This is a genomic window from Dysgonomonas sp. PH5-45 (genome assembly GCF_029893235.1).
Taxonomy (GTDB): Bacteria; Bacteroidota; Bacteroidia; order Bacteroidales; family Dysgonomonadaceae; genus UBA1309.
This window is the reverse complement of the sequence record NZ_JARXWE010000017.1, coordinates 1-23,167: the sequence shown is the minus strand read 5'-3', so window position 1 is coordinate 23,167 and position 23,167 is coordinate 1. Positions and strand designations below refer to the sequence as shown.

Here is a 23,167-nt window from a genome sequence, read left to right as displayed (position 1 = left end):
ATGTTTGATAATTTCTGTAAGCTTAACGAAAAGATACTGTTTTATACGTTAAAATTATTGAATAATAGTGTTTTCCCCTTCATTATCACTCCTTTGCAGATCTTTTACAAAAGGGTTTTCATTTAGAGTGCCTCTCACTGTTTGGAAGTCGGTATGTGTGTCTTTTTCTGTTCCGTCTAAGCCAAACCCGGTCATGAATTTTGAATCAAACTCTTTTTCGGCATCTTTTATTATCATTTCATTAAGCAGGGTTGTGGCTTCTTTGCCTTTTTCTATCACATTTTGCAGGGCAACGTCACCTGATTTGTTTTTCGCCCAATTCCATTCTAAGTAATCGTTATCGATTAATAGTTGGCCAAGGGAAGAGTTTATTCCTTCTAAGCTCGAAGCATTATTCAATATCTTGTTTATACTGACTTTGGGGGCAATCAGCCCGGATAGGTCTACCCAGTCTTCTGTTCCTTCTTTTTTATACTCAAAACCAAGTTTTGTGCTTCGTTCTGTAACTTCTCCGAAATACTTATCCAAGATAAGATTGTATAGTTTTATCCCTTTTTGCAGGGCGGATTTTCGTATCAACACACCATTGTGTTGGTAAACATCTTTGCCGGTTTGCTCTGCTTCTATGGTTTTGAGAATGTTGATGGCATTTATTACCTTTTGGCAGATATAGGGGTTGAGTAGGGCGAATGAAATGCTGTCTAATAGTTTTTTGTCTGTTCGTTTATCTCGATTAGGCCATTTCCGGGCATCGCGTGTTGTGCCTACTGTTGCAAAGTTAACAGCAGGGGCTAGGTATGTTTGGCCATTGTTTTCAATTAAATACGAGAACGGAAAATCTGAAGTATCGGCATGATTATAGTGCCTCCCCATAACTAACGAAAATGCCCCAATCAGGGCAGGCCACATGATGTACGAATCGCTTGCCAGTTTCACCCCGCGTTCGCCTATGCCATAGTGTATAGGTCCCAGTTTATACATATGATTGCTTTGGTTCGATCCCGATCCGGCGTTCATGAACGAGAACATACAACCAATAAGCAGCGTAGATTTATGATGACTCACGGTATATGGTCCGGCAAAGAGGGCACATGCCTCGCCGTTTTCGAAATGACAGTTCGAAAAAAACAGCGAATCGCTTGCCGAAAATCCCGATCTGATTTGACATGCCTGCCCAACGAAACACCGTTTCAGCTTCGCACCATCAGCCACAACTGTTCCCGAAGATATAATGAAATCATCGGCCGTAACATCATTCCCAACGTAAACCGGAGCAAGATAACTACTGTTTACCGAACCGTTGCACAAGCGGGATGCCCCTTCTATCTTTGCGTGTTCGCCTATGCAGATGTTTTTCAGGACTCCTGAATTAATAATACGCGCTCCTTTACCTATAATGCCTTGGTTTGATGTATGTTGCTGTATGTATTCTTCTATCAGGCGGTCAATATGGTTTATCAGTTCGGGCTTATATTTATAGAAAGCATAGATATAGGCCAGATGTGACGACAGATCGTTATAAATAACAACTTCGCGCCCACCGGTTTCGTCCAGAACAGCAACTTTTACACCATTCCCAAAAGACGATTCTCCGGAAACAACAATGACGTCTACATTTTCGATATAACAGTCATTGCAAATAGTATAGTTGGCTATATAGTTGCGGATGCTGCATATATAGACATCATCCCCGATGGTGCAGTTGTGTATGGTTGCGTGGTATATGCCCGAATGTTTTTGTACACCGCCTTCCAGTTCAAAAAGACGATTGAAAGTACCCAGTTTAACTATTCCCGAAAAGCTTACATCTTGCACGTATTGTGCCAGAAAACCATCTTTTACTTCAACCGAATTCCAATCGGAGCAAGAACAGCGATTTTCGGTAAGTTGGGCTATTTCTTTGCCCGATAATTTTCTGTAAATGCTATTACTCATGATCTTCTTCGTATTTCTGAAATAAAAAGTCGTTGTATGGATAGCGTTCTATGTGTATTTCCTTTACCTTGTCGTAAAGCATCTGCTTCAATTCAGGGATATTCGTTTTGTTGACAGCCGATATGAAAATACAATTATTCTTCATCTTTGCCATCCATGTACGGCGTAGTTCGTCGAGCGACAGGTTTTCCCGTTTCACGGGCGACAGGTCGTCCTCGTCTTTCTTTACGTATGTAAAGGCATCAATTTTGTTGAATACAAGAATGCTGGGCTTTTCTTCCCCGTCAATTTCGAGCAAGGTTTTTTCTACTACTTCTATCTGTTCTGCAAAATTGGGGTGCGATATATCGACTACATGCACCAAGAGGTCTGCTTCGCGGACTTCATCGAGAGTCGACTTGAACGATTCGACCAAATGTGTGGGTAATTTGCGGATAAAACCAACGGTATCGGATAGTAGAAAAGGCAGGTTATCTACAATTACCTTGCGTACAGTGGTGTCGAGTGTTGCAAACAGTTTATTTTCTGCAAATACTTCCGATTTGCTCAAGAGGTTCATCAAGGTAGATTTTCCTACGTTGGTATAACCAACCAGAGCTACGCGCACCATTTTTCCTCTGTTTTTGCGTTGCACGCCCATTTGCCGGTCTATTGACTTTAACTCTTCTTTCAGGTCGGCAATTTTATCTTTAACTATACGGCGGTCGCTTTCCAACTGGGTTTCACCTACGCCACGCATCATTGCTCCTCCGCCTCGCTGACGGTCGAGGTGTGACCATAGGCGGGTGAGTCGTGGTAAAAGATATTGATACTGTGCCAGTTCGACCTGTGTTTTTGCATAGGCTGTTTGCGCTCGCATGGCAAAAATGTCGAGAATGAGGCTTGTACGGTCAAGTATTTTTACCTGCAATTCCTTTTCTATATTACGGATTTGCTTGGCCGACAGTTCGTCGTCGAATATCACAAGACCAACTTCTTCTTCGTCCATATATTGCCTTATTTCCTGCAATTTGCCCGAACCTACGAATGTAACGGGGTTAGGTTGGTCAAGTTTCTGGGTGAAGCGTTTTACTTCCTGCGACCCGGCTGTATCGGCAAGGAATGCCAGTTCGTCGAGGTATTCTTCTACTTGTTCTTCGGTTTGATATTGTGTGATAAGCCCTACCAAAATAGCTTTTTGGTTTTCAACGCTGGATATTATATGATCTTTCATTTATGTCTTTTCAAATTCCGGATTTTTGCATCTATTCTTCACTTTTAGGTCAAAAGTAAGAACTGCTTTGTTTCTATTTCTTTTTTTGATATGTACAAACTTACATAAAAAGTGCGATTTATCAATCATAGTCATTAAAGACTTCTTTCTCTTAAACAAGATGTTTGGCTAATGTTCAACATTACATACTGTACCGAAAAAATGCTTTTGAGACGCAGTTTTCAGCTTATTTTATTTCAAGAACTTCATCGTAAGTTTTTTGCCCCACATAACGTGTTTGAGGTTTAAACTGTGCCGAAAAAATGCTTTTGCTTGGGTCGTAATCCTGATATTTGAGTCCGGCTAAAGTAGAAATGCTGTGCATAAAATCGCTTGTGGAAGACGGACGCCGGGTATCTATGGTAATGGTTTCTTTATTCTGATTAAGGTAAGTGTCAGAAAACCATACTATGAAAGGTATCTGGCACATGTAGGGCGAAACTTTTTCGTAGGCATGCCCCGCAAAATTGCGTGTGTCGTAGAGTTCTTCTCCATGATCCGAAAAATATATCATCGAAGTTTTGTCCAACGGTCTTTTTTCGAGCAGTCGGATAACGCTGTCAACAATAAAGTCGTTATACATCACAGAGTTGTCATAGCTATCTATTGTCTCTTTTGCCAACGCATTTCTGAAAGGGGTGTTTTCCACAAGACGGTCTTTTTTATGATTAAACACCTCAAACTTTTCGGGATAACGAAACTTGTAGGCCATATGGCTGCCTATCAGGTGTATAACAATCAGTTTGCTGCGTACAGTATCGGTAGTAAGGATGGAATCTAATACGGGTAAAACCACTTCGTCGTGCTTTTTCTGGTTGTTCAGGCTATATTTGTGCTGAGCCAGATTCAGAAGTACGTCGTAGCTTGTTTTTACATTGCCGCCAAACGGTTGATTGGTTATGAAGTGAGTGTTGAAGCCTGCGCGGTTAAAAAGCTCGAACAGGGTTGGCTTTTCGGTTATATAATCGGGATTTTCTTTATCGGCAAACGACAATACCGATCTGATTACAGGAATGGTATGCACTTGGGGCGATATAACGTCTGTATATACAAACAGGTTTTCGCCTCTTTTTGATAACAATGGATTGGTGGGGCGGGCATAACCATACAAGCCCATGTGATTCCTTGTCAGCGATTCGCCTATAACAACAACTATGGTTTGGGGAATACTGTCAGGCTTTGTGTTGGTGACTTCGTAAGAAGTTGCTTGGCGTTTGGCAAAAGCTTTCTGTTCGTGGTGTGTCCTTATTTGGTACGAAATAAATGTCCTGTAAAAATTAGCTATGTATATTGGCTTCGGTAGTTTTTCCAATCCTAACAGTAAACAAGAACAAATAATAAATGTTATAGTAATAAAGAGAGGCTTATGTTCCTTTATTTTGAGGGGTATAGCGGGTTTCATCCTCCATATCATTATGGCGGGAATCAAAGCGTAGGTAAGTACGCCTACCGTAACCCACGGGCTGAGGTAGTCGGCTATGAATTCTTTGCTTTCTTCCGGATTTGTTTCGAAAAGGCTGGTAATGCTGTTCGATTCGAGCAAAACATGAGCAAAAAGCAGGTAAGCTATATAAATAATACCGGGTATGATTGCCAAGACGAGGAGAATAGAAAAAATGATTTTTTCGGCTTTTGACGAGCAAAACAGAGAAAGCAAAGCTAAGCAACAAAAAAGAATACAATTGGCAGAGATGATAAAAAAACAATCCCACCCCGATATGTTTTCGGCCAAAGGGCTTAATAGGGGTAAAACAAGTAAAATATAAAACAGGAATACGAGTTGTAGTTTTTTATTCTTTAGGGCATACAGGATGTTTTTCATTCTGTGTTTTAATGTATTCGGTTTAAAAAAAGTTATAGAAATTCAGTTCTTTTAGGGGATGCTATTTTACTTTCTGTTTGTTACATTAATAAGCCAACAAATATAATATATTATTTTTAGAATCGCCATGTCAAAACACCCAAACAGAAAGATAAAGCCTCGTAAAAGGGCATATGCCCATCACCTGTCAGAGAATATAATTTACGGTGGTAACTTCGATATCCCTACAACAGTGAGGCTTATACAGTACGATAAACTTCAGGTTACCGTAAAAGATGTTTTGCCAGACACTCGGCTGTACGACTGTCTCAAACCGGGAACCGTATCGTGGTTTAAGGTTGTAGGCTTTACCGATATAAAGCGTATTTCGGCAATATGTAAGGAACTGGGGGTTGAGAGGTTTGATGTACGAAACATGTTTTCCGGACAGCGAATGACCCGTGTTGTGGCTTACCCGGAAACCACTTTGATGTTCATATCGGATGCTTATGTAAATGAAGATAAAATGCTCGAAACAGAACAACTGGTCTTGGTTTTGGGGAAAGGTTTTGTGATTACTTTTCAGGAATCGGGCAATCCGCTTTTTGATGAAGTGGAGCAAGCTATCGGAGGGGCACAGGTGCAATTGCGCGAAAAAGCAGCCGATTATTTATTGTATATCCTCCTCAATAGCATTTATGCACAGATTGATGGTGCGATTTACCAATTTATCGACCGGCTTAGCGATTTGGAGGATTTACTGATAGATAAAGCGGACACGGATATAAATGTTATGGGTATTATCCGTAATGGCAAAGCTAATTATATGTCGATGAGGCGTATTATATCGCCCATGCGTGAAGAATATGTGAACCTGTTGCACAACTCCAACAATCTGATATCGGTCGAGAGTTTGATATACTTCAATGACTTTGACGATAAGTTGCGTGCTTCGCTGGGCGATTTGGATATTTATAGCGAATCGTTGAGGTCGCTCCAAGACTTATATTACAATAATAATAACCAGCGGATGAACGATATTATTAAGCGGCTGACCATTGTTTCGTCCATATTTATTCCCCTGACATTTTTAGTAGGTGTTTGGGGTATGAACTTTGATGTAATGCCCGAACTGAATTGGCAATACGGATACCTTTTTGCTTGGGGAGTTATGGCTTTGGTTACGGTAGTGGCTATCTGGTTGCTAAAACGAAAGGGGTGGTTTTAGGAAATTAAGACGCGCTGGCTTCTTTATCTTTTCTTATTTGGTTGTATGTAGGGAACTCTTCGCCAATATATTCAAAAAAATACGAATATGCGCTTTTTAAATTGGCATAAGTTTCATCAAAAGTTTTGAGATTTTTACACCTTATAAGAGTTGCCATATCGCTGCATTCCCATATTCTGGAGAGTAGAAGTCTTTTGGCTTCGTCCTTATATCCGTTGCATGACAAGAAATAAAAGTCTGATTTAAATTGAGATAAAGGCATTTCGTCCGAACACCTTGGCATGATATGGTGTGGTTTCCCTTTCAGTGCGCGCACGTTGTTGGTCATACCCCAAATCTTGAAGAAAAGAATTATTTGTAAAATTCCGATAACAAGAAGAATGATAATAAACAGGATATCCATAATAATTAGATTTTTTTTGAGTGGGGTTTATATGGGTAATATGTTGTATCTCAGGTTTATCCAATTGTAAATACCCGATATTGTACCAATAATACCTATAAGGATAAGAATATAGCCCAATATGCGGTTAAAAACCATCAATGCGCGGGGGTTGAACCGTGTGCTGACCTTATTTACGACATACGAAACAAGAAACCACCACAGCAGTATGCCTACGCTGATAGACAGAAGCCCTACAAAACTTTCTTTTACGTTGTTGGGCGATATGAATGTGAAGCGGGCAAACATGGCTATGAAAAAGAAAAAGATACCTATGTTCGAGAGGTTCAGAAAGAAAGACGAAAGCAGAATTTTCCAATAAGGTGTGGCTTTTTTTGTTTCGTCTTGTTTCTTCAGATTTGCCGCAGGGTTCGATTTAGAAACAAAATATCCAAACACAAGGAGAACCAAACTGCCTAATATCTGGATAGGGTAGTGGTTGTTTTCTATAAACTCTACAACGAAACCCATGCCCAAGCCGGCTATTATGGCATAAACCATATCAGAGAGCATTGCTCCTACGCCGGTCAGCAGGCCATGCTTCCGGCCTTCGTTGAGTGTCCGTTGTATGCATAATACGCCAATAGGCCCCATTGGAGCCGATACAAGAATACCTATCAATATTCCATATAAAATGCTACTCGTCATTTAGTTTTTTCAGCAATTACGAATAACAAAGGTAACCTAAATTATCAAAAAACAGAACTAAAAAGTGTGAACCAATATATAACAAACTGATTCTTAGGTCTACTATATTTTGTTTTTTTACCTACCTCGAATCTTTTGTAATACATTATTTTCGGAGTATATTTGTTGTACGGACACGAATCAAATAAAAAAACTATGGAAGTCAGTATATTTATCGACAATTACAGGGAAGCATTTGGCCCGGCGCCCGAACTACCCATTGCGTTCTGGTATTCGGATGTACCCCTTGCCCAAACCGAAAAAATAGGAGGATGTTTCTTTAAAGCAATGAAAGATGTTCGTCGAGGCGAACCAGTCAGTCTCAATGCCGATACTATTGGCTGTTTGGGAGGGAAATTCTATACAGGGTTTAGCGAAATGTCGGATTTCATACCCAATTTTGTTTCGTTGAAAGAAAGGTATAAACAAACTCCGGAAATGGTATTGGAATTTATAGAATCGATAAGAGTTTCCAGAACACAGGCCAGATTTCTGAACTTTGTACGGGTCGATAAGCTGGATACGTTTGATAAAGTGGAAGCCATTCTTTTCCTTGCAACGCCCGATGTGCTTTCGGGGCTTACTGCGTGGGCTTTCTTCGATAATAACAGCCACGAGGCGGTAACTTCTACATTTGGTTCGGGTTGCAGTAGTGTGGTAACACAACCAATTCTTGAGAACAAGGAGGGAGGCAAGCGTACTTTCGTCGGGTTTTTCGACCCATCGGTACGTCCTTACTTCGAGGCCAATATATTGAGCTACACAATACCGATGTCGAGGTTCAAAGAAATGTATCGGACGATGCGCAATAGTTGCCTGTTCGATACCCATGCTTGGGCAAAGATCCGGGAGCGTATCAATGCCTCCGTAAATTGAGCAAATAAATCACAACCTTTGGTTTACTGCCATCACAGCCACTTTAAAGCCTTTTTTCAGTTCGTCGTTTAACAATGGACTAAGTGTTGCGTATGCTTCTTGCCACCTGTCGGAGAAACAATCGGGCAGATAATATGTAGCTATGGTATGTAACCGGGAATCCCAGTTTTCTACTTCGGTCAGATTTTCGTTTGCCCATAGCAGGGGATTGCCGTTCATTTTCTTTTTGCGTGCCATCATTTGGGGTATTGTTTCGAATACCAACAACGAATCATGAAAAACGGATGCTATGGACTGGAAAAAGCTTTTCACTTTTTCCGGTGGGAAAAACATAAGGAGGGCTTCGCAAATGATGAGTACATCGTTATGTTTAGGAATTTGCGTTATCCAATCCCTTTGGAAAGCATCGGCGGCGATATTCACTTCATTATTTGCCGGCACGAGTTTCTCTCTGATATTTACTGACTCCGGTAAATCAACGTTATACCATCTGGCCGCCGGGAAGCGTAAAGGGCGGGTATCCAACCCCGCACCGATATTAATGATAATTCCGTTTGGATGTTCTTTTAGCCATTGGCGGGTAATATTATCAATAATATGTGTTCTGCTTGCTATGCCGATTAGAGAGCGTTGGTCGGCTTCAAATTTAGAAAAATCGTAGTCGATGGCCTTTACTATATCCCTGTCGTATGTAGCATCTATCAAGGGATTATCTTCTCCGGCCAACACCGACCTGTAATAGAGTGGTATAAGCAGGGTTTCGGGTATGCCGTTGAGTTTATCAGTTTTTATTTTTCCCATACTTTTACAGGTTTATACATACCACAAAAAGGATTGAAAGCAAGAATGCAGACATAGATGTAAACTTCAGATAAGGGTCTAAGGCTTTATTGTTGCTTGTTTTGAAAATATTGCGCAGAATCACTAAAAAAGGTACAAAAGCCACCACATAAAGCCATTGATGCCACGCTGTTGCGTATAAGGCACTGTAACAGACAAAACAGCCTATTCCGCCAAAGGTAAGTAGTGTGTGATAGCGTTTTGCGTTTGCCAATCCGATACGGATAACGAGTGTTATTTTGCCCGAAGCCTTGTCGTTTTCCATGTCGCGCATGTTGTTGATATTAAGAACGGCGGCTGTGAAAAACCCTAAAGCTATTGCCGGTAACCAAGGCCGGAAATCTACGGTTTGGGTATGCAAAAAATAAGTACCCACTACCGATACCGGACCAAAAAACAGAAAAGAAAACACATCGCCTAAGCCTTTGTATCCGTATGGGTTTTTCCCTGCCGTGTATTTTATGGCTGCCCATATAGATGTCGCCCCCAGAGCGATAAAAAGCAGTATTACGTATATGCTCATAAATTGCGATGCCTTGTAAATAAGGCATAATCCCACAATGGCAGAGCATGCAGCCGTAACGCCTATGGCTGTGAGCATTTGGCGTGGAGTGATTTTTCCACTCTGAACGGCACGGATGGGGCCAAGGCGCTTACCGGTGATGTCTGTTCCGTGCTGAAAATCGCCCAAGTCGTTAGCCAGATTAGAGAGCAGTTGTAGCAAGGTGGCAGTCAGTATCGTCAGGATACATATGCTCGTGCTGAACCGCCCTGCGCTCATAGCCATACCGCTACCGCAAATGGTTGTGGCCACGGCCAGAAAAAGCGTGCGCGGACGCAGAGCCGATATCCAAGGTTTAATGTTTGTCATTTTTAATCGTTTCCTCCAAACAAGCCTGTTCTGATAGAAAGGCGTACTCCGAATTTATCGTAATCGAATTTTTTGAACGATGCAAAGATACCACAATTCAGGAAACCTAACAGGTCTATCGAATAACCGACTTCCGAATAATATTTCAGATTAGGGGTATGTAGGGCTTTGAGGTGCAGGTTTTCGCGAAAAAGTTTTCTCTGCAAGAACGGGAGCCGCTTCAGCAGAAGGTATTGCGACGAATAATTGAGTTGCGTCTGTACCCAATAGTCGTTTGTGGATGCCTCGTAGCTGTCGATAAGCAGGAAGGACGAATACGCGCTTTTGCGCATCACTACATAATCTGTGGCATCGAAGTGTTTATAATCGGCAAAATGCGTTTTCGATTTATTTCCTAAAAATGCTCCACCTTCTACACTGTAAGCCAAATACGAGAAATATCCCAACTTGATGCCTTGCCTTATCTCTCCTTGCAGCTTGCGGAAGCGTGAGCTGTTGGAATGCCAACCAGAAAAGCCTTCGCTGTATAGTAACTTGAAGGTGGGTGATGTGATTTCGCGGTATCTTTTTTGCCCGTTGTACACCGAATAGTAAGCGTAGGGCGAGTATGTAAGCAGTACGCTGTATGCGGTCAGGTTAAAGTCTTTGGCTTCGGGGCGGTTTTCTACTATTTTTTCTCGCACTCCTAAAAACCGGCCACCTTCGGCAAAGCTATATCTGGTGTTCCACTCCAAGCCCGAACGTTTGGCCGAAGTGAAGCCTACACCTATACGCAAACCGTTGCTGATGTCTATCAGGTTGCCAACGGCAAAGTATTTTTTGTTGTAAAGTTGGCTACGGTTCCGCCCAAAAATTAAAGACCCGTATGTGTTGTCCTTGCGGTTTGTCCCGTAGGGATTGTAGTCGGTTGATTCTTCTCCGGCTTCAATGTAGGCATATCCCAGCTTCATGGGGGCATAGTTTAGTGCGAGGGTTGTTTTATGCACAACGCTTTTGCGGGCGGTGGTGTAATATACCTGTGGCGATAGCGAAATTTTGTTTTTACGGTTATTGAACCGTGTGCTAAGTGTGAATTTTTGCCCTAACCAAAAGCCATCGGCAAAGTTATACTCCTGAGGCCATGCGCCGAGTATCCCTCCGTAACGAAATTCAAAGCGGGTGGAATCGCCTCCCACTTTTCCGCCTGTAAGGATGCTGCCCCAACGGAATTTGGTATTGGTTTCTTTTTCACGCAACGAATCCACACGGTGCTGTATGGAGTCTTTCATCTCGTAACTGACTATTTCACGTTCGTTGAGGGGAGCATTACGAACGCTAAGCCAAAAGGTAGAATCTTTTTTAGTTGCTAAACTGTCGGATTTTACGTGATAGTTTGTATCGAGTTTTATTTCGAAGTCGCGTTTTTTCTTTTCTTCGATCTGGGCAATAACATCGTTTTCTTTATTTATTTCGATATCCAGATATTTTATTGAAGCCAGATAGTTGTAATAACCGCTGATGCTGAATATATCCGCCTTCATGTTGCTCGAAAAAGAAGTGGGGAGGTAAACATCATCTTTGACCGGGCTATATGTAATGTTGAAGGCTTGGTCGATGCCCATAATGGAAAACGTAAGTTCGGCATTGCGTAAGTCCCAAGTGCCTTCGGCAATATATACCCAGCCTTTAAACAGCATGGGGTTATCGTATTTGGGAATGACCTTTATTTTGTTGATTGTTTCTTTCCCGTTTTCGGTAAAGCCTTCGTAACGAAAGTTATAGTAGTCTAAAGCCGAGGGGTTGAGAGGCGAAATTGCCCCCGAAAATTTTTCTTCGTAGAGCGACCCCCGCATCAGCGTCAAGGCGTCTTTTGCCTCAAAATCGTCGGGAATGGTGCTCGAAAACGCTTTTACCGTTTGTTCGTACTTGTTGGGAGCAGTAAATTCTATTTCGTTGAGCGATTCTTGGATAAAAAGCTTGTCTTTCATGTCCGACATTTTCATCCCATCCGTTTTTGACAGCATATCGACGAGTTTACCCACTTTCTGAAGTTCGAATACACCTTTTATGTAACATTCCGATTTATAGCTGCTTACCATCCGGGCATGCACCGGAGCTTTTTTTATTGCCTGCCGCATTATCTCGTAGGCGGGATCTTCTTTCTTCGATATTGTAACTTCTTGCAGGTTAAACGGACTGTTCTCCAGAACGATATCCAGAACGGTTGTTTCTCCTTTTTTTATGGAAACAGTGCTGTGCTTACTTTTGTGGCCTAAGCATCGGAATTCGATTGTGTATTTTCCGGGCGATAGGGTTGTTTGGTATTCGCCCTCTTCGTTGCAGGCTAATCCCTGATTGGGTTCTTTTATGTAGACAGTAGCTCCGTATACGGCTTCTCCGTTTTTATCGGTAACTTTTCCCCTTAGGTTTTGAGCGGTTGCTGTGTTTATGGAAAATGTTAGTATTGTAAGTGTAAGGAGAAGAATATATTTCATAACTTTCTGTTAAGGTATTGATTTCTAAAAATATGTTGCAAAAGTATTAATAAATGCCTATTGTTAAAAACATTTGAAGCAGGAATGAGTATAATTTTATACTTTTGCGAAGATATTAAAATGATTTATGATGAAAAGAGTATTATATCTTTGTTTGGGTTTGCTGTTCCTGCTGGTTTCCTGTAACGATGATTCGGAACACCGCATGAATGGTATGTGGCAATTGAAAACGGTTGAAGACACGAACGGTAACACAACGCATGTTGACACGGTGTATTATAGCTTCCAGCGACAGGCGGTATTTTCTTTTACACATCTTATAAACGAAAATGAGGCCGAAGTTTATTACGGATATGTTGATTTTCCGGCCGACGATAAAGTGCAAATAAGCATTGACCAGAGATATAGGGTAGACGATTTTCTGAAATATTCTGGGTGGACAGATTTTGATAATACTTTTATCATAAAAAAAGTTGACGGCAAACGGTTGGTTTTGTTGTCGGAAGTTGATAAGAAGACCTATACCTTCAAAAAATACTGATCGTTACTATGAAAACACACATAACTTTACTGATAGCTTGTCTCGTTTTTTTTGCGGAAAAAGCCGTATCGCAGTCCGAAACATCTTATAGAGCCGAGACTTTCGGTTCGGTGTCTTCGGGCGATAATACCCCTTTCTGGATGCAGTACCATAACTGGGGAATGGTTCCGTTGGATGCTAATAATTTTTATGTGCGAGGTGGGGCTTTCCATGAACAGAAAATCAACAAAGATTGGTCTTTTAAGGCAGGATTGGACATTGCGGGTTCGTCTCCGCATTCGTACGGAAGCCTTTGGATACAGCAACTTTATGGTGAGTTGAATTGGCGCTTTGTTCGCTTAAATATAGGGTCGAAGGAAGATTACACTTCTTCATTAAATCCTTATTTAAGTTCGGGTGATTTTAGCTATTCTAACAATTCGCGACCCATGCCGGAAGTTAAGATAAGCGTTCCGGAATTCCTTTTGATCCCTAAAACCAAAGGAAATATGTACATCAAAGGCGATTTTGCTGTGGGGAAATATATGGATGGCAACTATATGGAAGATGTGGCGAAACCCCATGGGCAAAGCTATGAAAAAGATGTGTTGTCGCACCACAAATCCATTTATTTCAGATTCGGTAATATTGAAGGAAAGCATAAATTACAATTTACTCTCGGTTTAGACCATCAAGTGCAATGGGGCGGAACCCTCTATCAGAAAGATAAAAATGCGCCCGGTGGTTACAATATTGTGAAGCAACCCAAGGGATTGGACGATTTTTTTAGGGTAATGATAGCCAAAGAAGGTTCTTCCAAATCAACATTTGGTGATAATGCTTATGTTGCCGGTTCGCAGGTTGGTTCCTATACCTTGAAACTCGACTACAAGCTGAAAGATAAAGAAAGTATAAGTTTATATACGCAACATTTTTTTGACGATGGCTCAGGCATGGTTTTTGAAAACTACAAGGATATGTTGCTGGGTGTGGAGTATAAGTCGGGCAAAAAACAATTGTTATCGGGAGCTGTTCTCGAATACATATACACAAAACAACAAACAGGCCCCATCCATTTTAATATGATGATGGACGATGAGCACGATGGCATACGCAATAAAGGAAACGGGAACGATAATTATTACAACAATCTGGATTATGTACAGGGACGGTCGTATTACGGACGTACTATGGGCACGCCTTTGTTTCTTTCGCCGGAGTATAACACCGATGGAAGTCTGGTTTTTAAAAGTTCCCGTATAATTGCTTTTCATTTGGGTATTGAGGGATATCTTCATCCAACCTTCAAATATAACCTGCTTGCAACCACCGGCCGCTCGTGGGGGACATACTATGTGCCTTATAAGTCGGTAAAAGATGGTGTAGCATCGTTGCTCAACTTGACCTATACTCCGCCTAAAATGCCCGATTTGGATGTGAAGCTATCTTTGGGTTTCAATACCGGGAAATATTTTGGAAGAGACACTTTCGGGGCAGGTATAACAATTGTCAAGAAAGGTATTATCTGTAAAAAATAAAGTTGCGTTTTTGATGTTTTGTTGTAGAATGCCGAAGGATTCTATAACTTAGAAATAAACGGTACCCGTGGTGCATTTGGAGAATACACTACGGGTTACTTATTCTGTATTTTAGAGCAACCGCATCAAATTTGAATAGTTTTTTTTAGATAGTTTGTGTATCTGAAGTAACTTTATCCAAATTTGATGCGGTCGTTATAGAAAGATTATTCAAATATTGGGTACTTAAAAAAAAGTTTTTACCTTTGCGTCCATTCTTATACATGGTGCAAACCGGAATAGTTGTGGGAAAATTTGGAATATACAACATACCATTGAGAGGCCTTTCGGAAGGCAGTCACACATTCAATTACGTATTGGATAAAACTTACTTCACTAATATTGGTGATGGTGAGTCTGACATACGCAGAGGCGATGTGTCGGTAGAATTGGTGGTAAAAAGAATCGGATCGACATTTGAATTCGGTTTCGATTTGAATGGAGTTGTATCTGTTCCCTGCGACCGTTGTTTGGACGACCTGTCGGTAGAAGTAGTTGCACAGAACAAACTGTTTGTGAAATTCGGAAAAGAATACTCCGAAGAGAGCGACGAAATAGTTGTCATACCCGAAGACGAAGGGGAGATAAATATAGCTTGGTTTTTGTTCGAATTTGTTTCGCTCAGTATCCCGATGAAGCGTGTGCATGCTCCGGGAAAATGCAACAGAATGATGTCGACCAAATTGAACAAACACAGGGCCACCAACGCTGACGACGAAGACGATATTGACACTATGGACAGTGATGCGCACAACGAAGAGGCTGGAGAGATGCCTACCGATCCGCGTTGGGACGCGCTCAAGGATATAAATGTGGAAGACTGAACAGAGCCACAATAGAGAAAGAAAAGATTAGCATAAAAATAAAACAAAGAATTCATAACTAAATTTAAATAAAAAAATGGCACATCCTAAGCACAGACAATCGAAATCGAGAACAGCAAAAAGAAGAACTCACGACAAAGCTGTGGCTCCAACATTGGCCGTTTGTTCAAATTGCGGTTCATGGCATAAATACCACACTGTATGTCCTGATTGTGGATATTACAGAGGTAAATTGGCTATAGAGAAAGAGGTAGCAGTTTGATTGTCGAGACAATAAAAGCCCTAAAAGACTCAAAAATTTTAGGGCGTTTTTTTGTAATAAAAAATAAAACCATAGAACAATGATTCAAGCAGCGATAACTGGTATAGGAGCATATGTTCCTGAAGATGTTATAACCAATGCCGATTTGGCCAAGATGGTCGATACAAGCGACGAATGGATAACCACACGTGTAGGTATTAAAGAGCGTCGTATATTGAGAGGAGAAGGGCAAGGAACTTCTGTGATGGGCACAAAAGCAGTGGAAAAGTTGCTTGAAAAAACAAAAACCCGTCCCGAAGAAGTTGAAATACTTATTTTCGCAACCACCACTCCCGATCATGCTTTTCCGGCAACGGCTGCTATTGTTTGCGAGAATGTTGGGATAAAAAATGCCTTTGCTTTCGATATGGAAGCTGCATGTTCTGGCTTTTTGGTAGCCCTCGAAACAGGAGCCAATTTTGTGCGTACAGGCAAATATAAAAAAGTGATTGTTGTGGCAGGCGATAAAATGACGTCTGTTACAGATTATACCGACCGGACAACCTGTCCTTTGTTTGGTGATGCCGTAGGGGCTGTTTTATTGGAGCCTACCGAAGAAAATGTAGGTATCATGGATTCTATTTTGCACACAGATGGTGTTGGTATTCCTCACCTATACCTGAAAGGTGGAGGTTCTGCTTATCCGGCAACCGAAGAAACCGTAAAAAACAAATGGCATTATATCTACCAAGACGGGCAAGTTGTATTTAAACATGCTGTTTCTAAAATGGCCGATACAGCGGCTGAGATTATGGAACGCAACCATCTCACCAAAGACGATATAGCATGGTTTATTCCTCATCAGGCAAATCTCCGTATTATTGACGCGGCAGCCAATCGTATGGGCTTGTCGTCCGATAAGGTAATGATCAATATTCAGAAATATGGCAATACCAGTGCTGGTACGATACCTGTTTGCTTGGCCGAATGGGAAAGCCAACTGAAGAAAGGCGATAATATAATCCTTGCTGCTTTTGGCGCGGGCTTTACTTGGGGTGCAATTTACCTTAAATGGGCATACTAAAACAAAGAATACTTAAAATTGCAAGAGTATATTTTGTTGTCATCATATTAACGAAAACGTATTTGCGGTAAATGCAGATACGTTTTTTGTATAATTAAATTTATCTTTGTTACTTCAACATTAAAAATAATAAGGAAAGAGAAAAATGCATAAATCCGGATTTGTAAATATTGTAGGCAATCCTAATGTGGGGAAATCAACTTTGATGAACGCGCTGGTGGGCGAGCGTATATCAATCATCACATCGAAGGCACAAACAACCCGCCACAGGATATTGGGGATAGTTAATACCGAAGATTACCAGATAGTATATTCGGACACACCGGGAGTGCTGCGCCCAAACTACAAGTTGCAAGAGTCGATGCTTAATTTCTCGGAATCGGCGTTGAGCGATGCCGATGTTCTGCTTTATGTTACCGATGTAGTTGAAAAGACTGCCAAAAACGAAGAGTTTCTGCACAAAGTACAGAATGTTGATGCACCGGTATTACTGCTTATAAATAAGGTAGACCAGACCAATCAGAAGGAACTGGAAGAATTGGTGCAAGAGTGGCACGGATTGTTGCCTAAGGCCGAGATATACCCAATATCGGCACTTAACAAATTTAATGTAGATTTAGTTAAGAAAAGAGTGTTGGAGCTTGTACCCGAATCGCCTCCCTATTTTGAGAAAGATGCTTTGACCGACCGCCCTGCCCGTTTTTTTGTTACGGAAATAATCCGCGAAAAAATACTTCTTTATTACCAAAAGGAAATACCTTATGCCGTGGAGGTAGTTGTAGAGGAGTTTAAAGAAGAAAAAGATATCATCAACATCCGGGTGCTGATTGTTTGCGAGCGCGATTCGCAAAAGGGTATCATCATCGGCCATAAGGGGCTGGCTCTGAAAAAGGTGGGTGCAATGGCACGGAAAGACATTGAACGCTTTTTTGAGAAAAAAATATTCCTCGAAATGTACGTCAAGGTAGAAAAAGACTGGCGCAGCCGCGACAATCTGCTCCGTAAATTCGGTTACAGAATGGATTGATTGCCATTTTATACATCAGATTATAAGTGTGTTACGTATATTTAATGTTATATTGTAAATATTGTTTGTATTTAGTAAGCTTTTTATAGAAAAATATATACCTTTGCCCCGAAATCTTAGGGGGTGCCTAAAAACAGGCTGAGATCATACCCATCGAACCTGATTCGGTTAGTACCGGCGTAGGGAGATAGATACGCTTTAAGAGTTATATAATACTGTGGGCGTTCTAAATTTGGTAATCATCTCTTTTTTTTAAGACCCCTTTTTTATTTATTTGATAATTTATTTTTAAATGAAAAAGGAAATTCTATTCATTATCGGGGCTTTATTCTCCGCATCTTCGCTCTGTGCTGTGGAAGTGCCCGACAGTATCAAACAAGTTAAGCTTGAGGGAGTAACCGTATCGGCTCAGCGTGCCGGAGGAAATGCTCCAATAGCTTATTCTAACCTCAACCAAACACAAATTAAGCAAGACAATGCGGCAAAAAACATTCCCTTTATCTTGCAAACACTGCCTTCGGTTGTAGCATTCTCCGAAGATGGTTCGGGTGTGGGAAATACATCCCTGCGTATACGTGGGGTAGACGCAACCCGCATCAATGTAACCCTGAACGGTATGCCGCTTAATAATCCTGAAAGTCAGGAGGTTTATTGGGTTAATTTTCCCGATGTTTCGAACTCGCTGCAAAGCATACAGGTGCAACGTGGGGTGGGGACGTCTACCAACGGTACAGCCTCTATTGGGGGAAGTATTTCGTTGAATACCACGGCCGCAAATTCAAAACCATATGGCGAGGCAACAGGTTCTTTGGGGAGTTACGGCACAAGCCTGTATTCGCTTGCCGCAGGAACGGGAATACTTAAAAACGGTTTGTCGCTTGATGCCCGTTTCTCGAAAGTGAACGGAGACGGTTACATCCGTAACGGAAAGGTTGACCACCGCAACCTGTATGTGGCTCTGTCGTATTATGGCGAAAAAGAACTGTTCCGTTTGAGCTATATGAAAGGAGTGCAACACACGGGCATAACGTGGGAAGGTATCAGTCCTGAGCAAATGGCAAAAGACCGTCGCTATAACTCCGCCGGAGAATATACCGACGATGACGGCAATACCCGCTATTATGACAATGAAACCGATAATTATTATTCTGATATTGCGCAACTTAGCTACTCGCGCTTTTTGAGTGCTTCTTTAACTTTCAATGCCAGTTTCAATTACATGCATGGCTATGGCTATTACGAAAATTACAAAGCGGATCAAAGTTTAGGCAGCAAATTCGGATTAGATAACCAAATTGTAGACGGGGTTGAGTATGAAATATCGGATGTTATTCGCCGGAAATTGATGGATAACGACCTTTATACGGCAAATATGGCTTTAGAGTACAAGGCTGATAAACTGAAAATAACGGGAGGAGGCTTTGTGTCAGCTTTTCATGGTAACCATTACGGGCGTTTGCCTTGGGTAAAGTATAACGAGAATATTCCAAAAAATTACGAATGGTACAGGAATAATTCGGAAAAGAAAGAATTCAGCCTGTTTGCAAAAGCAGAGTATAATGTTATTGAGAATCTGAATCTGTTTGGCGATGTTCAGTACCGCTATGTAGACTACCGGATGTTTGGCATGGACGACGATTTTGCCAATATAAACAACCGCAATAATTACAGCTTCTTCAACCCTAAATTAGGGGTATCGTATGCTTTGGGCGAAAACGCCAAATATGGTAATGTTTACGCTTTTGCGGCGATCTCCAACCGCGAGCCTTTGCGTACAGACATTAAAGAATCGATAAAAGGCGGCGGCACACAGAAAATAAAATCGGAACGTTTGTTCGACTACGAACTGGGTTATACCAAGCAAAGCGCTATGTATTCGTTCGGAGCAAACGCTTACTATATGTACTACAAAGACCAGATGGTACAAACCGGAAAACTTAACGATGTGGGCTACAAGCTGATGGAAAACGTTCCTGACAGCTACCGTATAGGTATTGAACTTTCGGGAGCAGTAAAGCCAACCAATTGGGTTAGGGTTGATGCCAATGTTAGTTTTAGCCAGAATAAAATAAAGAATTATACGGCTTATTACGATTTGTACGATACTGATTGGAATTCCAAAGGACAAGTATCGGAATTTCATAAAAAAACGGATATTTCGTTTTCGCCCAATGTTGTTGGTAGCGGAATCATTTCGTTCTTTCCGGTTAAGAACGCAACACTGTCGCTTGTAGGTAAATACGTGGGTAAGCAATATTACGATAATACTTCGGACGAAGAACTTCGCCTGAACGATTATTTTGTAGGTAATGTGGTTGCCGGATATACTTTTAAGCTGGAAGGAGTAGGCAGCGCCGATTTGCAAATTTTTGTCAATAATGTCTTAAATAAAAGATATGTGGCTAATGCTTGGACAGAAACTTATAAATTTACGGACGGAACCAAAGAAGTTTACACAGGCCTGTTTCCGCAAGCCACACGTAACTTCATGGCTAAATTAACATTAAGGTTTTAGTACCGCCATCAATGATAAATTTCATAGAAACACATTGGCAGGAACTGTTGGGCACATTGTTCGGGCTTCTATATCTCTATTACGAGTATAAAGCCGATATGAAGATGTGGCCAACAGGCATCCTCATGTCGTTGTTCTATGTATATGTTTTTGTATCGGCAGGGATATATGCTTTTGCTGTCATCAATATATATTATATTCTTGCCGGCGTTTACGGGTGGTTTATGTGGGGAAGAGCGTCTCAAACGGACGAAAGGAACGTTAGGCGGGCACCCCGGAAAGTTTTTCTGTTTTTATTACCTGTCGTCATTACTTTGTTTTTACTGATAGGCTATGTGTTGCAATATTTAGGAGAAAGCACTGTAGCTTGGGGCGATAGTTTTATAACAACGCTGAGTATTGCCGCCATGTGGATGTTGGCGCAAAGGTATGCTGAACAGTGGTTGCTGCTTATCGTAGCCAACGTTGTTTCGGCGGCATTGTTCTTTTATATGGGATTGTACCCATCGGCTGTTTTGTATGCGGTTTATGCCGTAGTTTCGGTTTTCGGTTTGTTGAATTGGAGAAACATGGCATTAGCAACCGATAATAAAGAAAAATAAAATTTTAAAATGAAAACCTATAAGCTCCCTACACTCGATACTGTTGCCCAAACGGTGGTTCTTGCAAACGGTGAATTTCCGAAGAATTGCTTACCCTTGACTATTTTGAAAAACAGCAAGTATATTGTTTGCTGTGACGGGGCAGTTAATCAGTTGATGGATAGTCAAGTGGAGCGTGTCCCTGATGCGATTGTAGGCGATTGCGATTCGCTGAGGCCCGAAAATCGGAAGTGGTTCGAATCCATAATATTTACTGTAAGCGAACAGGATACGAACGACCTAACCAAATCAATCTCTTTTTGTGAGGCTTCGGGACGTAAAAAAATTGTTATACTTGGGGCAACAGGTAGGCGCGAAGACCATACCATAGGTAATATAAGCCTCCTTGCCGAATATCTTGACCTGCCCGGTATGGACGTGGAAATTATTACCGATTATGGCATTTACAGGGCTATTGACAGCACTTCCGAATTTGAAAGTAGGGTAGGGCAGCAGGTATCCATTTTCAGTATAGGGCAAGACGCCGTAACGACGCACAACCTAAGATACCCTATAACCCGTGGAACACTGACCAACTGGTGGCAAGGAACACTGAACGAAGTCCTTGGCGATTCTTTTGTTATTGAAGTGGAAGGAAAAACGATTGTTTTCCGCGCGTTTTAAGTTCAGCGTAAAAACTGTTGTCGTGTTCTCTCACGCTCTTTCCTGTTTTCGACAACGTCTTTAATTATTTTTTCAACCTTTTGATTTTCAGTTAATTATTTTTCTAATTTCTTGAAAACCCATATCCTGATGGCAATTAAGACAAGAATATCGGCCGATATTAAAAAAAATACGTTCATTTTTTTACGGTGATATAGGCTGTGGGTGCCCACCACAGATTCACGCCCATCGAGACGCTTATAATTTCGTATCCGGCATCTTCCAGTTGTTTTAGTGTTTCTTCTACTTCTTGGCATAATTGGTCGGTAGACCAGTAGTTCGATTTTTTGATTATTTTAAACTGATTCATAAGTGTGTGTATTTTAATAGTTTTTATTTATAGGTTTTTATTCTTTATTTCTTTTAGTTTCCCCTGCGTTCCTTTATGCTTAGGATTGAGGAAGAGAACTTTTTCAAAATCGGATTTAGCCTTATCATATTCTTTCAGTCCGTAGTAGGCCGATCCACGAGCGTAAAGCATCCGCCAACTGTCAGGGTTTTGGTTTACCAGTTGGTCGAACATTTTCAGGGCTTTCCTATAATCGATTTTCGCTAAATACTTTTTGCCGATTTTATCGTAAGCTTTTGCCCTGCGCAGCAAAGCATCGTAATCGTAACGATTGTCTTTTATGTTTTTCGTGTATTGCTCTACTGCCTCTTTTATTAACGATTCGTAATGTTTTTTCTTGCCTCCTGTTTTTTCAATCATTAGGGCTTTGCAGTAGATAGGATTGGCAAAACCGGGAGCTCTTTCTATTGCCATATCAAAGTAAGGTAGTGCTTCATTGTACTTATTTTGATCCATATAGAAGTTCCCCATATTCACGTAAGGGTGTGGCGATGAGGGGTTCATTTCTATCGACTGCCTGAAGTCCGATTCCGCTTTACGGAACTCCTGCCTGTCGAGGTACAAAGCTCCTCTGTTGTTGTAAGTATTGGCGTTGTAGGGTGATGCTTCTACGCTTCTGTCATAAATATTAAGTGCCAGACTATCGTATCCAAGTTCAGCATATGTAGTTGCCAGATTATTGAGCATACGTCCGTCGCGGGGCGAAATTTCAACAGCCTGCTGAAAATAATGAATGGCACTGGGAAAGATGTTTATCATACGGTACGAAATGCCGCAGTATGTGTGAGCATCCAGATTATCGGGGTCGAGATTGATTACCTTAAAGCAATCTACAATAACTTGGTCAAAATGCTTTTGGTCGAAGTTCTCCTTTATTGCCCCTAAGTAATAATCAACACTGTCCTTTTGGGCTTTAGCTGTTTGCGATAAACAAAGCGATAGTATTAGTGCCAGTAGTGCTTTATTCATAAGGTATTGTATTTTGTGCAAAAATTATACTTTTTATTGATAATGCGAATCAGTAGTTGAAACAATTCGCTGATTTGTTTAGTTAAATTATTTATTATCAATGAAATAAGCGCGTTGAACATTTGCTCAATCTCTTGAAAATCATTAACTTAAAAGAATAATCCCCATTATTTTTTTAATTATGATTCCCAAGAAGAAAGAGCTTAAACTGATAAAGATTTATATGTATATCTGTGATTTATACGATTCAGAACTTAAGTATTACTGTCAAAGATATAGTAATAATTCCAATCCCGTATTTACCGATCAGGAAATAATGACAATTTACCTATTTGCAGGACATTGTCAAAA

21 protein-coding genes and 1 riboswitch are annotated in these 23,167 nt (G+C 41.0%); of the genes, 11 read left to right on the top strand and 10 right to left on the bottom strand.

Annotated features, from left to right (window positions below):
- Window positions 1-54: 54 nt before the first annotated feature.
- The 3 genes from M2132_RS07575 to M2132_RS07565 form a co-directional block, all read right to left on the bottom strand.
- Window positions 55-1,935, bottom strand: coding sequence for a DUF4954 family protein (locus M2132_RS07575; protein WP_280672762.1), 1,881 nt, complete (start codon window positions 1,933-1,935; stop codon window positions 55-57).
- Window positions 1,928-3,148, bottom strand: coding sequence for a GTPase HflX (gene hflX / locus M2132_RS07570; protein ID WP_280672763.1), 1,221 nt, complete (start codon window positions 3,146-3,148; stop codon window positions 1,928-1,930). Before hflX ends, M2132_RS07575 begins: the two co-directional genes overlap by 8 nt.
- Window positions 3,149-3,374: 226 nt before the next feature.
- Window positions 3,375-5,009, bottom strand: coding sequence for a sulfatase-like hydrolase/transferase (locus M2132_RS07565; protein WP_280672764.1), 1,635 nt, complete (start codon window positions 5,007-5,009; stop codon window positions 3,375-3,377).
- Between the two features lie 127 nt (window positions 5,010-5,136).
- On the opposite strand from M2132_RS07565, the gene corA reads away from it, so the two are divergent.
- Window positions 5,137-6,216, top strand: coding sequence for a magnesium/cobalt transporter CorA (gene corA, locus M2132_RS07560; protein WP_280672765.1), 1,080 nt, complete (start codon window positions 5,137-5,139; stop codon window positions 6,214-6,216).
- A 4-nt stretch (window positions 6,217-6,220) separates the two neighbouring features.
- On the opposite strand, the gene M2132_RS07555 is transcribed toward corA, so the two are convergent.
- Together M2132_RS07555 and M2132_RS07550 are read right to left on the bottom strand one after the other, a co-directional pair.
- On the bottom strand, window positions 6,221-6,619 hold the full coding sequence (locus M2132_RS07555; RefSeq protein ID WP_280672766.1) for a hypothetical protein: 399 nt from the start codon (window positions 6,617-6,619) through the stop codon (window positions 6,221-6,223).
- 27 nt (window positions 6,620-6,646) lie between these two features.
- The gene (locus M2132_RS07550; RefSeq protein WP_280672767.1) at window positions 6,647-7,306 is read right to left on the bottom strand and encodes a LysE family translocator; all 660 of its coding nucleotides are present in this window, start codon (window positions 7,304-7,306) and stop codon (window positions 6,647-6,649) included.
- A 195-nt stretch (window positions 7,307-7,501) separates the two neighbouring features.
- Here M2132_RS07550 and M2132_RS07545 point away from each other — a divergent pair, with 195 nt between their 5' ends.
- Window positions 7,502-8,221: a DUF169 domain-containing protein gene (locus M2132_RS07545; RefSeq protein WP_280672768.1), complete on the top strand. Its 720-nt coding sequence runs from the start codon at window positions 7,502-7,504 to the stop codon at window positions 8,219-8,221.
- A gap of 9 nt (window positions 8,222-8,230) precedes the next feature.
- On the opposite strand, the gene M2132_RS07540 is transcribed toward M2132_RS07545, so the two are convergent.
- From M2132_RS07540 to M2132_RS07530, 3 genes are read right to left on the bottom strand one after another with little or no spacing between them, the layout of a single operon-like run.
- On the bottom strand, window positions 8,231-9,022 hold the full coding sequence (locus M2132_RS07540; protein WP_280672769.1) for a class I SAM-dependent methyltransferase: 792 nt from the start codon (window positions 9,020-9,022) through the stop codon (window positions 8,231-8,233).
- Window positions 9,023-9,026: 4 nt separating this feature from the next.
- The gene (gene menA, locus M2132_RS07535) at window positions 9,027-9,932 is read right to left on the bottom strand and encodes a 1,4-dihydroxy-2-naphthoate octaprenyltransferase (RefSeq protein WP_280672770.1); all 906 of its coding nucleotides are present in this window, start codon (window positions 9,930-9,932) and stop codon (window positions 9,027-9,029) included.
- 2 nt (window positions 9,933-9,934) lie between these two features.
- Window positions 9,935-12,406 (bottom strand): DUF5686 and carboxypeptidase regulatory-like domain-containing protein, encoded by a 2,472-nt coding sequence (locus M2132_RS07530; RefSeq protein WP_280672771.1) that lies wholly within the window; start codon window positions 12,404-12,406, stop codon window positions 9,935-9,937.
- Between the two features lie 130 nt (window positions 12,407-12,536).
- Between M2132_RS07530 and M2132_RS07525 the strand changes: the two genes are divergently transcribed.
- The 9 genes from M2132_RS07525 to M2132_RS07485 all read left to right on the top strand — a co-directional run bounded on the left by M2132_RS07525 (window position 12,537) and on the right by M2132_RS07485 (window position 21,459).
- Entirely contained in the window at window positions 12,537-12,947 is a 411-nt protein-coding gene (locus M2132_RS07525; protein ID WP_280698248.1) for a lipocalin-like domain-containing protein, read from the top strand.
- 8 nt (window positions 12,948-12,955) lie between these two features.
- Window positions 12,956-14,464 carry a capsule assembly Wzi family protein gene (locus M2132_RS07520; protein ID WP_280672773.1) on the top strand — a complete coding sequence of 503 codons (1,509 nt, stop codon included), beginning with the start codon at window positions 12,956-12,958 and terminating at the stop codon, window positions 14,462-14,464.
- A 284-nt stretch (window positions 14,465-14,748) separates the two neighbouring features.
- Window positions 14,749-15,327: a DUF177 domain-containing protein gene (locus tag M2132_RS07515; protein WP_280672782.1), complete on the top strand. Its 579-nt coding sequence runs from the start codon at window positions 14,749-14,751 to the stop codon at window positions 15,325-15,327.
- Between the two features lie 76 nt (window positions 15,328-15,403).
- Window positions 15,404-15,589 (top strand): 50S ribosomal protein L32, encoded by a 186-nt coding sequence (gene rpmF / locus M2132_RS07510; protein WP_280672774.1) that lies wholly within the window; start codon window positions 15,404-15,406, stop codon window positions 15,587-15,589.
- Between the two features lie 79 nt (window positions 15,590-15,668).
- Complete coding sequence (locus M2132_RS07505; RefSeq protein ID WP_280672775.1) at window positions 15,669-16,652, top strand: beta-ketoacyl-ACP synthase III; 984 nt, start codon at window positions 15,669-15,671, stop codon at window positions 16,650-16,652.
- A gap of 145 nt (window positions 16,653-16,797) precedes the next feature.
- The gene (era, locus tag M2132_RS07500) at window positions 16,798-17,679 is read left to right on the top strand and encodes a GTPase Era (protein ID WP_280672776.1); all 882 of its coding nucleotides are present in this window, start codon (window positions 16,798-16,800) and stop codon (window positions 17,677-17,679) included.
- 109 nt (window positions 17,680-17,788) lie between these two features.
- Window positions 17,789-17,883: riboswitch (TPP riboswitch) on the top strand.
- Window positions 17,884-17,971: 88 nt separating this feature from the next.
- A complete protein-coding gene (locus M2132_RS07495; protein ID WP_280672777.1) occupies window positions 17,972-20,194 on the top strand; it encodes a TonB-dependent receptor in 2,223 nt (740 codons plus the stop codon).
- A gap of 11 nt (window positions 20,195-20,205) precedes the next feature.
- The gene (pnuC, locus tag M2132_RS07490) at window positions 20,206-20,796 is read left to right on the top strand and encodes a nicotinamide riboside transporter PnuC (protein ID WP_280672778.1); all 591 of its coding nucleotides are present in this window, start codon (window positions 20,206-20,208) and stop codon (window positions 20,794-20,796) included.
- A gap of 9 nt (window positions 20,797-20,805) precedes the next feature.
- Complete coding sequence (locus tag M2132_RS07485) at window positions 20,806-21,459, top strand: thiamine diphosphokinase (RefSeq protein WP_280672779.1); 654 nt, start codon at window positions 20,806-20,808, stop codon at window positions 21,457-21,459.
- A 175-nt stretch (window positions 21,460-21,634) separates the two neighbouring features.
- Here the strand turns inward: M2132_RS07485 and M2132_RS07480 are convergent, their stop codons facing one another.
- Together M2132_RS07480 and M2132_RS07475 are read right to left on the bottom strand one after the other, a co-directional pair.
- Entirely contained in the window at window positions 21,635-21,808 is a 174-nt protein-coding gene (locus M2132_RS07480; protein WP_280672780.1) for a hypothetical protein, read from the bottom strand.
- 27 nt (window positions 21,809-21,835) lie between these two features.
- The gene (locus tag M2132_RS07475) at window positions 21,836-22,816 is read right to left on the bottom strand and encodes a tetratricopeptide repeat protein (RefSeq protein WP_280672781.1); all 981 of its coding nucleotides are present in this window, start codon (window positions 22,814-22,816) and stop codon (window positions 21,836-21,838) included.
- Window positions 22,817-23,167: the final 351 nt, after the last annotated feature.

Excerpts from the sequence above, each read along its gene's own strand:
- M2132_RS07520 (WP_280672773.1), top strand. The coding sequence starts at position 12,956 with ATGAAAACACACATAACTTTACTGATAGCTTGTCTCGTTTTTTTTGCG.
- M2132_RS07565 (WP_280672764.1), bottom strand. The coding sequence starts at position 5,009 with ATGAAAAACATCCTGTATGCCCTAAAGAATAAAAAACTACAACTCGTA.
- M2132_RS07480 (WP_280672780.1), bottom strand. The coding sequence starts at position 21,808 with ATGAATCAGTTTAAAATAATCAAAAAATCGAACTACTGGTCTACCGAC.
- M2132_RS07495 (WP_280672777.1), top strand. The coding sequence starts at position 17,972 with ATGAAAAAGGAAATTCTATTCATTATCGGGGCTTTATTCTCCGCATCT.
- M2132_RS07485 (WP_280672779.1), top strand. The coding sequence starts at position 20,806 with ATGAAAACCTATAAGCTCCCTACACTCGATACTGTTGCCCAAACGGTG.
- corA (WP_280672765.1), top strand. The coding sequence starts at position 5,137 with ATGTCAAAACACCCAAACAGAAAGATAAAGCCTCGTAAAAGGGCATAT.
- M2132_RS07525 (WP_280698248.1), top strand. The coding sequence starts at position 12,537 with ATGAAAAGAGTATTATATCTTTGTTTGGGTTTGCTGTTCCTGCTGGTT.
- pnuC (WP_280672778.1), top strand. The coding sequence starts at position 20,206 with ATGATAAATTTCATAGAAACACATTGGCAGGAACTGTTGGGCACATTG.
- M2132_RS07540 (WP_280672769.1), bottom strand. The coding sequence starts at position 9,022 with ATGGGAAAAATAAAAACTGATAAACTCAACGGCATACCCGAAACCCTG.
- M2132_RS07505 (WP_280672775.1), top strand. The coding sequence starts at position 15,669 with ATGATTCAAGCAGCGATAACTGGTATAGGAGCATATGTTCCTGAAGAT.
- M2132_RS07530 (WP_280672771.1), bottom strand. The coding sequence starts at position 12,406 with ATGAAATATATTCTTCTCCTTACACTTACAATACTAACATTTTCCATA.
- menA (WP_280672770.1), bottom strand. The coding sequence starts at position 9,932 with ATGACAAACATTAAACCTTGGATATCGGCTCTGCGTCCGCGCACGCTT.
- era (WP_280672776.1), top strand. The coding sequence starts at position 16,798 with ATGCATAAATCCGGATTTGTAAATATTGTAGGCAATCCTAATGTGGGG.
- M2132_RS07575 (WP_280672762.1), bottom strand. The coding sequence starts at position 1,935 with ATGAGTAATAGCATTTACAGAAAATTATCGGGCAAAGAAATAGCCCAA.
- M2132_RS07555 (WP_280672766.1), bottom strand. The coding sequence starts at position 6,619 with ATGGATATCCTGTTTATTATCATTCTTCTTGTTATCGGAATTTTACAA.
- hflX (WP_280672763.1), bottom strand. The coding sequence starts at position 3,148 with ATGAAAGATCATATAATATCCAGCGTTGAAAACCAAAAAGCTATTTTG.
- M2132_RS07475 (WP_280672781.1), bottom strand. The coding sequence starts at position 22,816 with ATGAATAAAGCACTACTGGCACTAATACTATCGCTTTGTTTATCGCAA.
- M2132_RS07545 (WP_280672768.1), top strand. The coding sequence starts at position 7,502 with ATGGAAGTCAGTATATTTATCGACAATTACAGGGAAGCATTTGGCCCG.
- rpmF (WP_280672774.1), top strand. The coding sequence starts at position 15,404 with ATGGCACATCCTAAGCACAGACAATCGAAATCGAGAACAGCAAAAAGA.
- M2132_RS07550 (WP_280672767.1), bottom strand. The coding sequence starts at position 7,306 with ATGACGAGTAGCATTTTATATGGAATATTGATAGGTATTCTTGTATCG.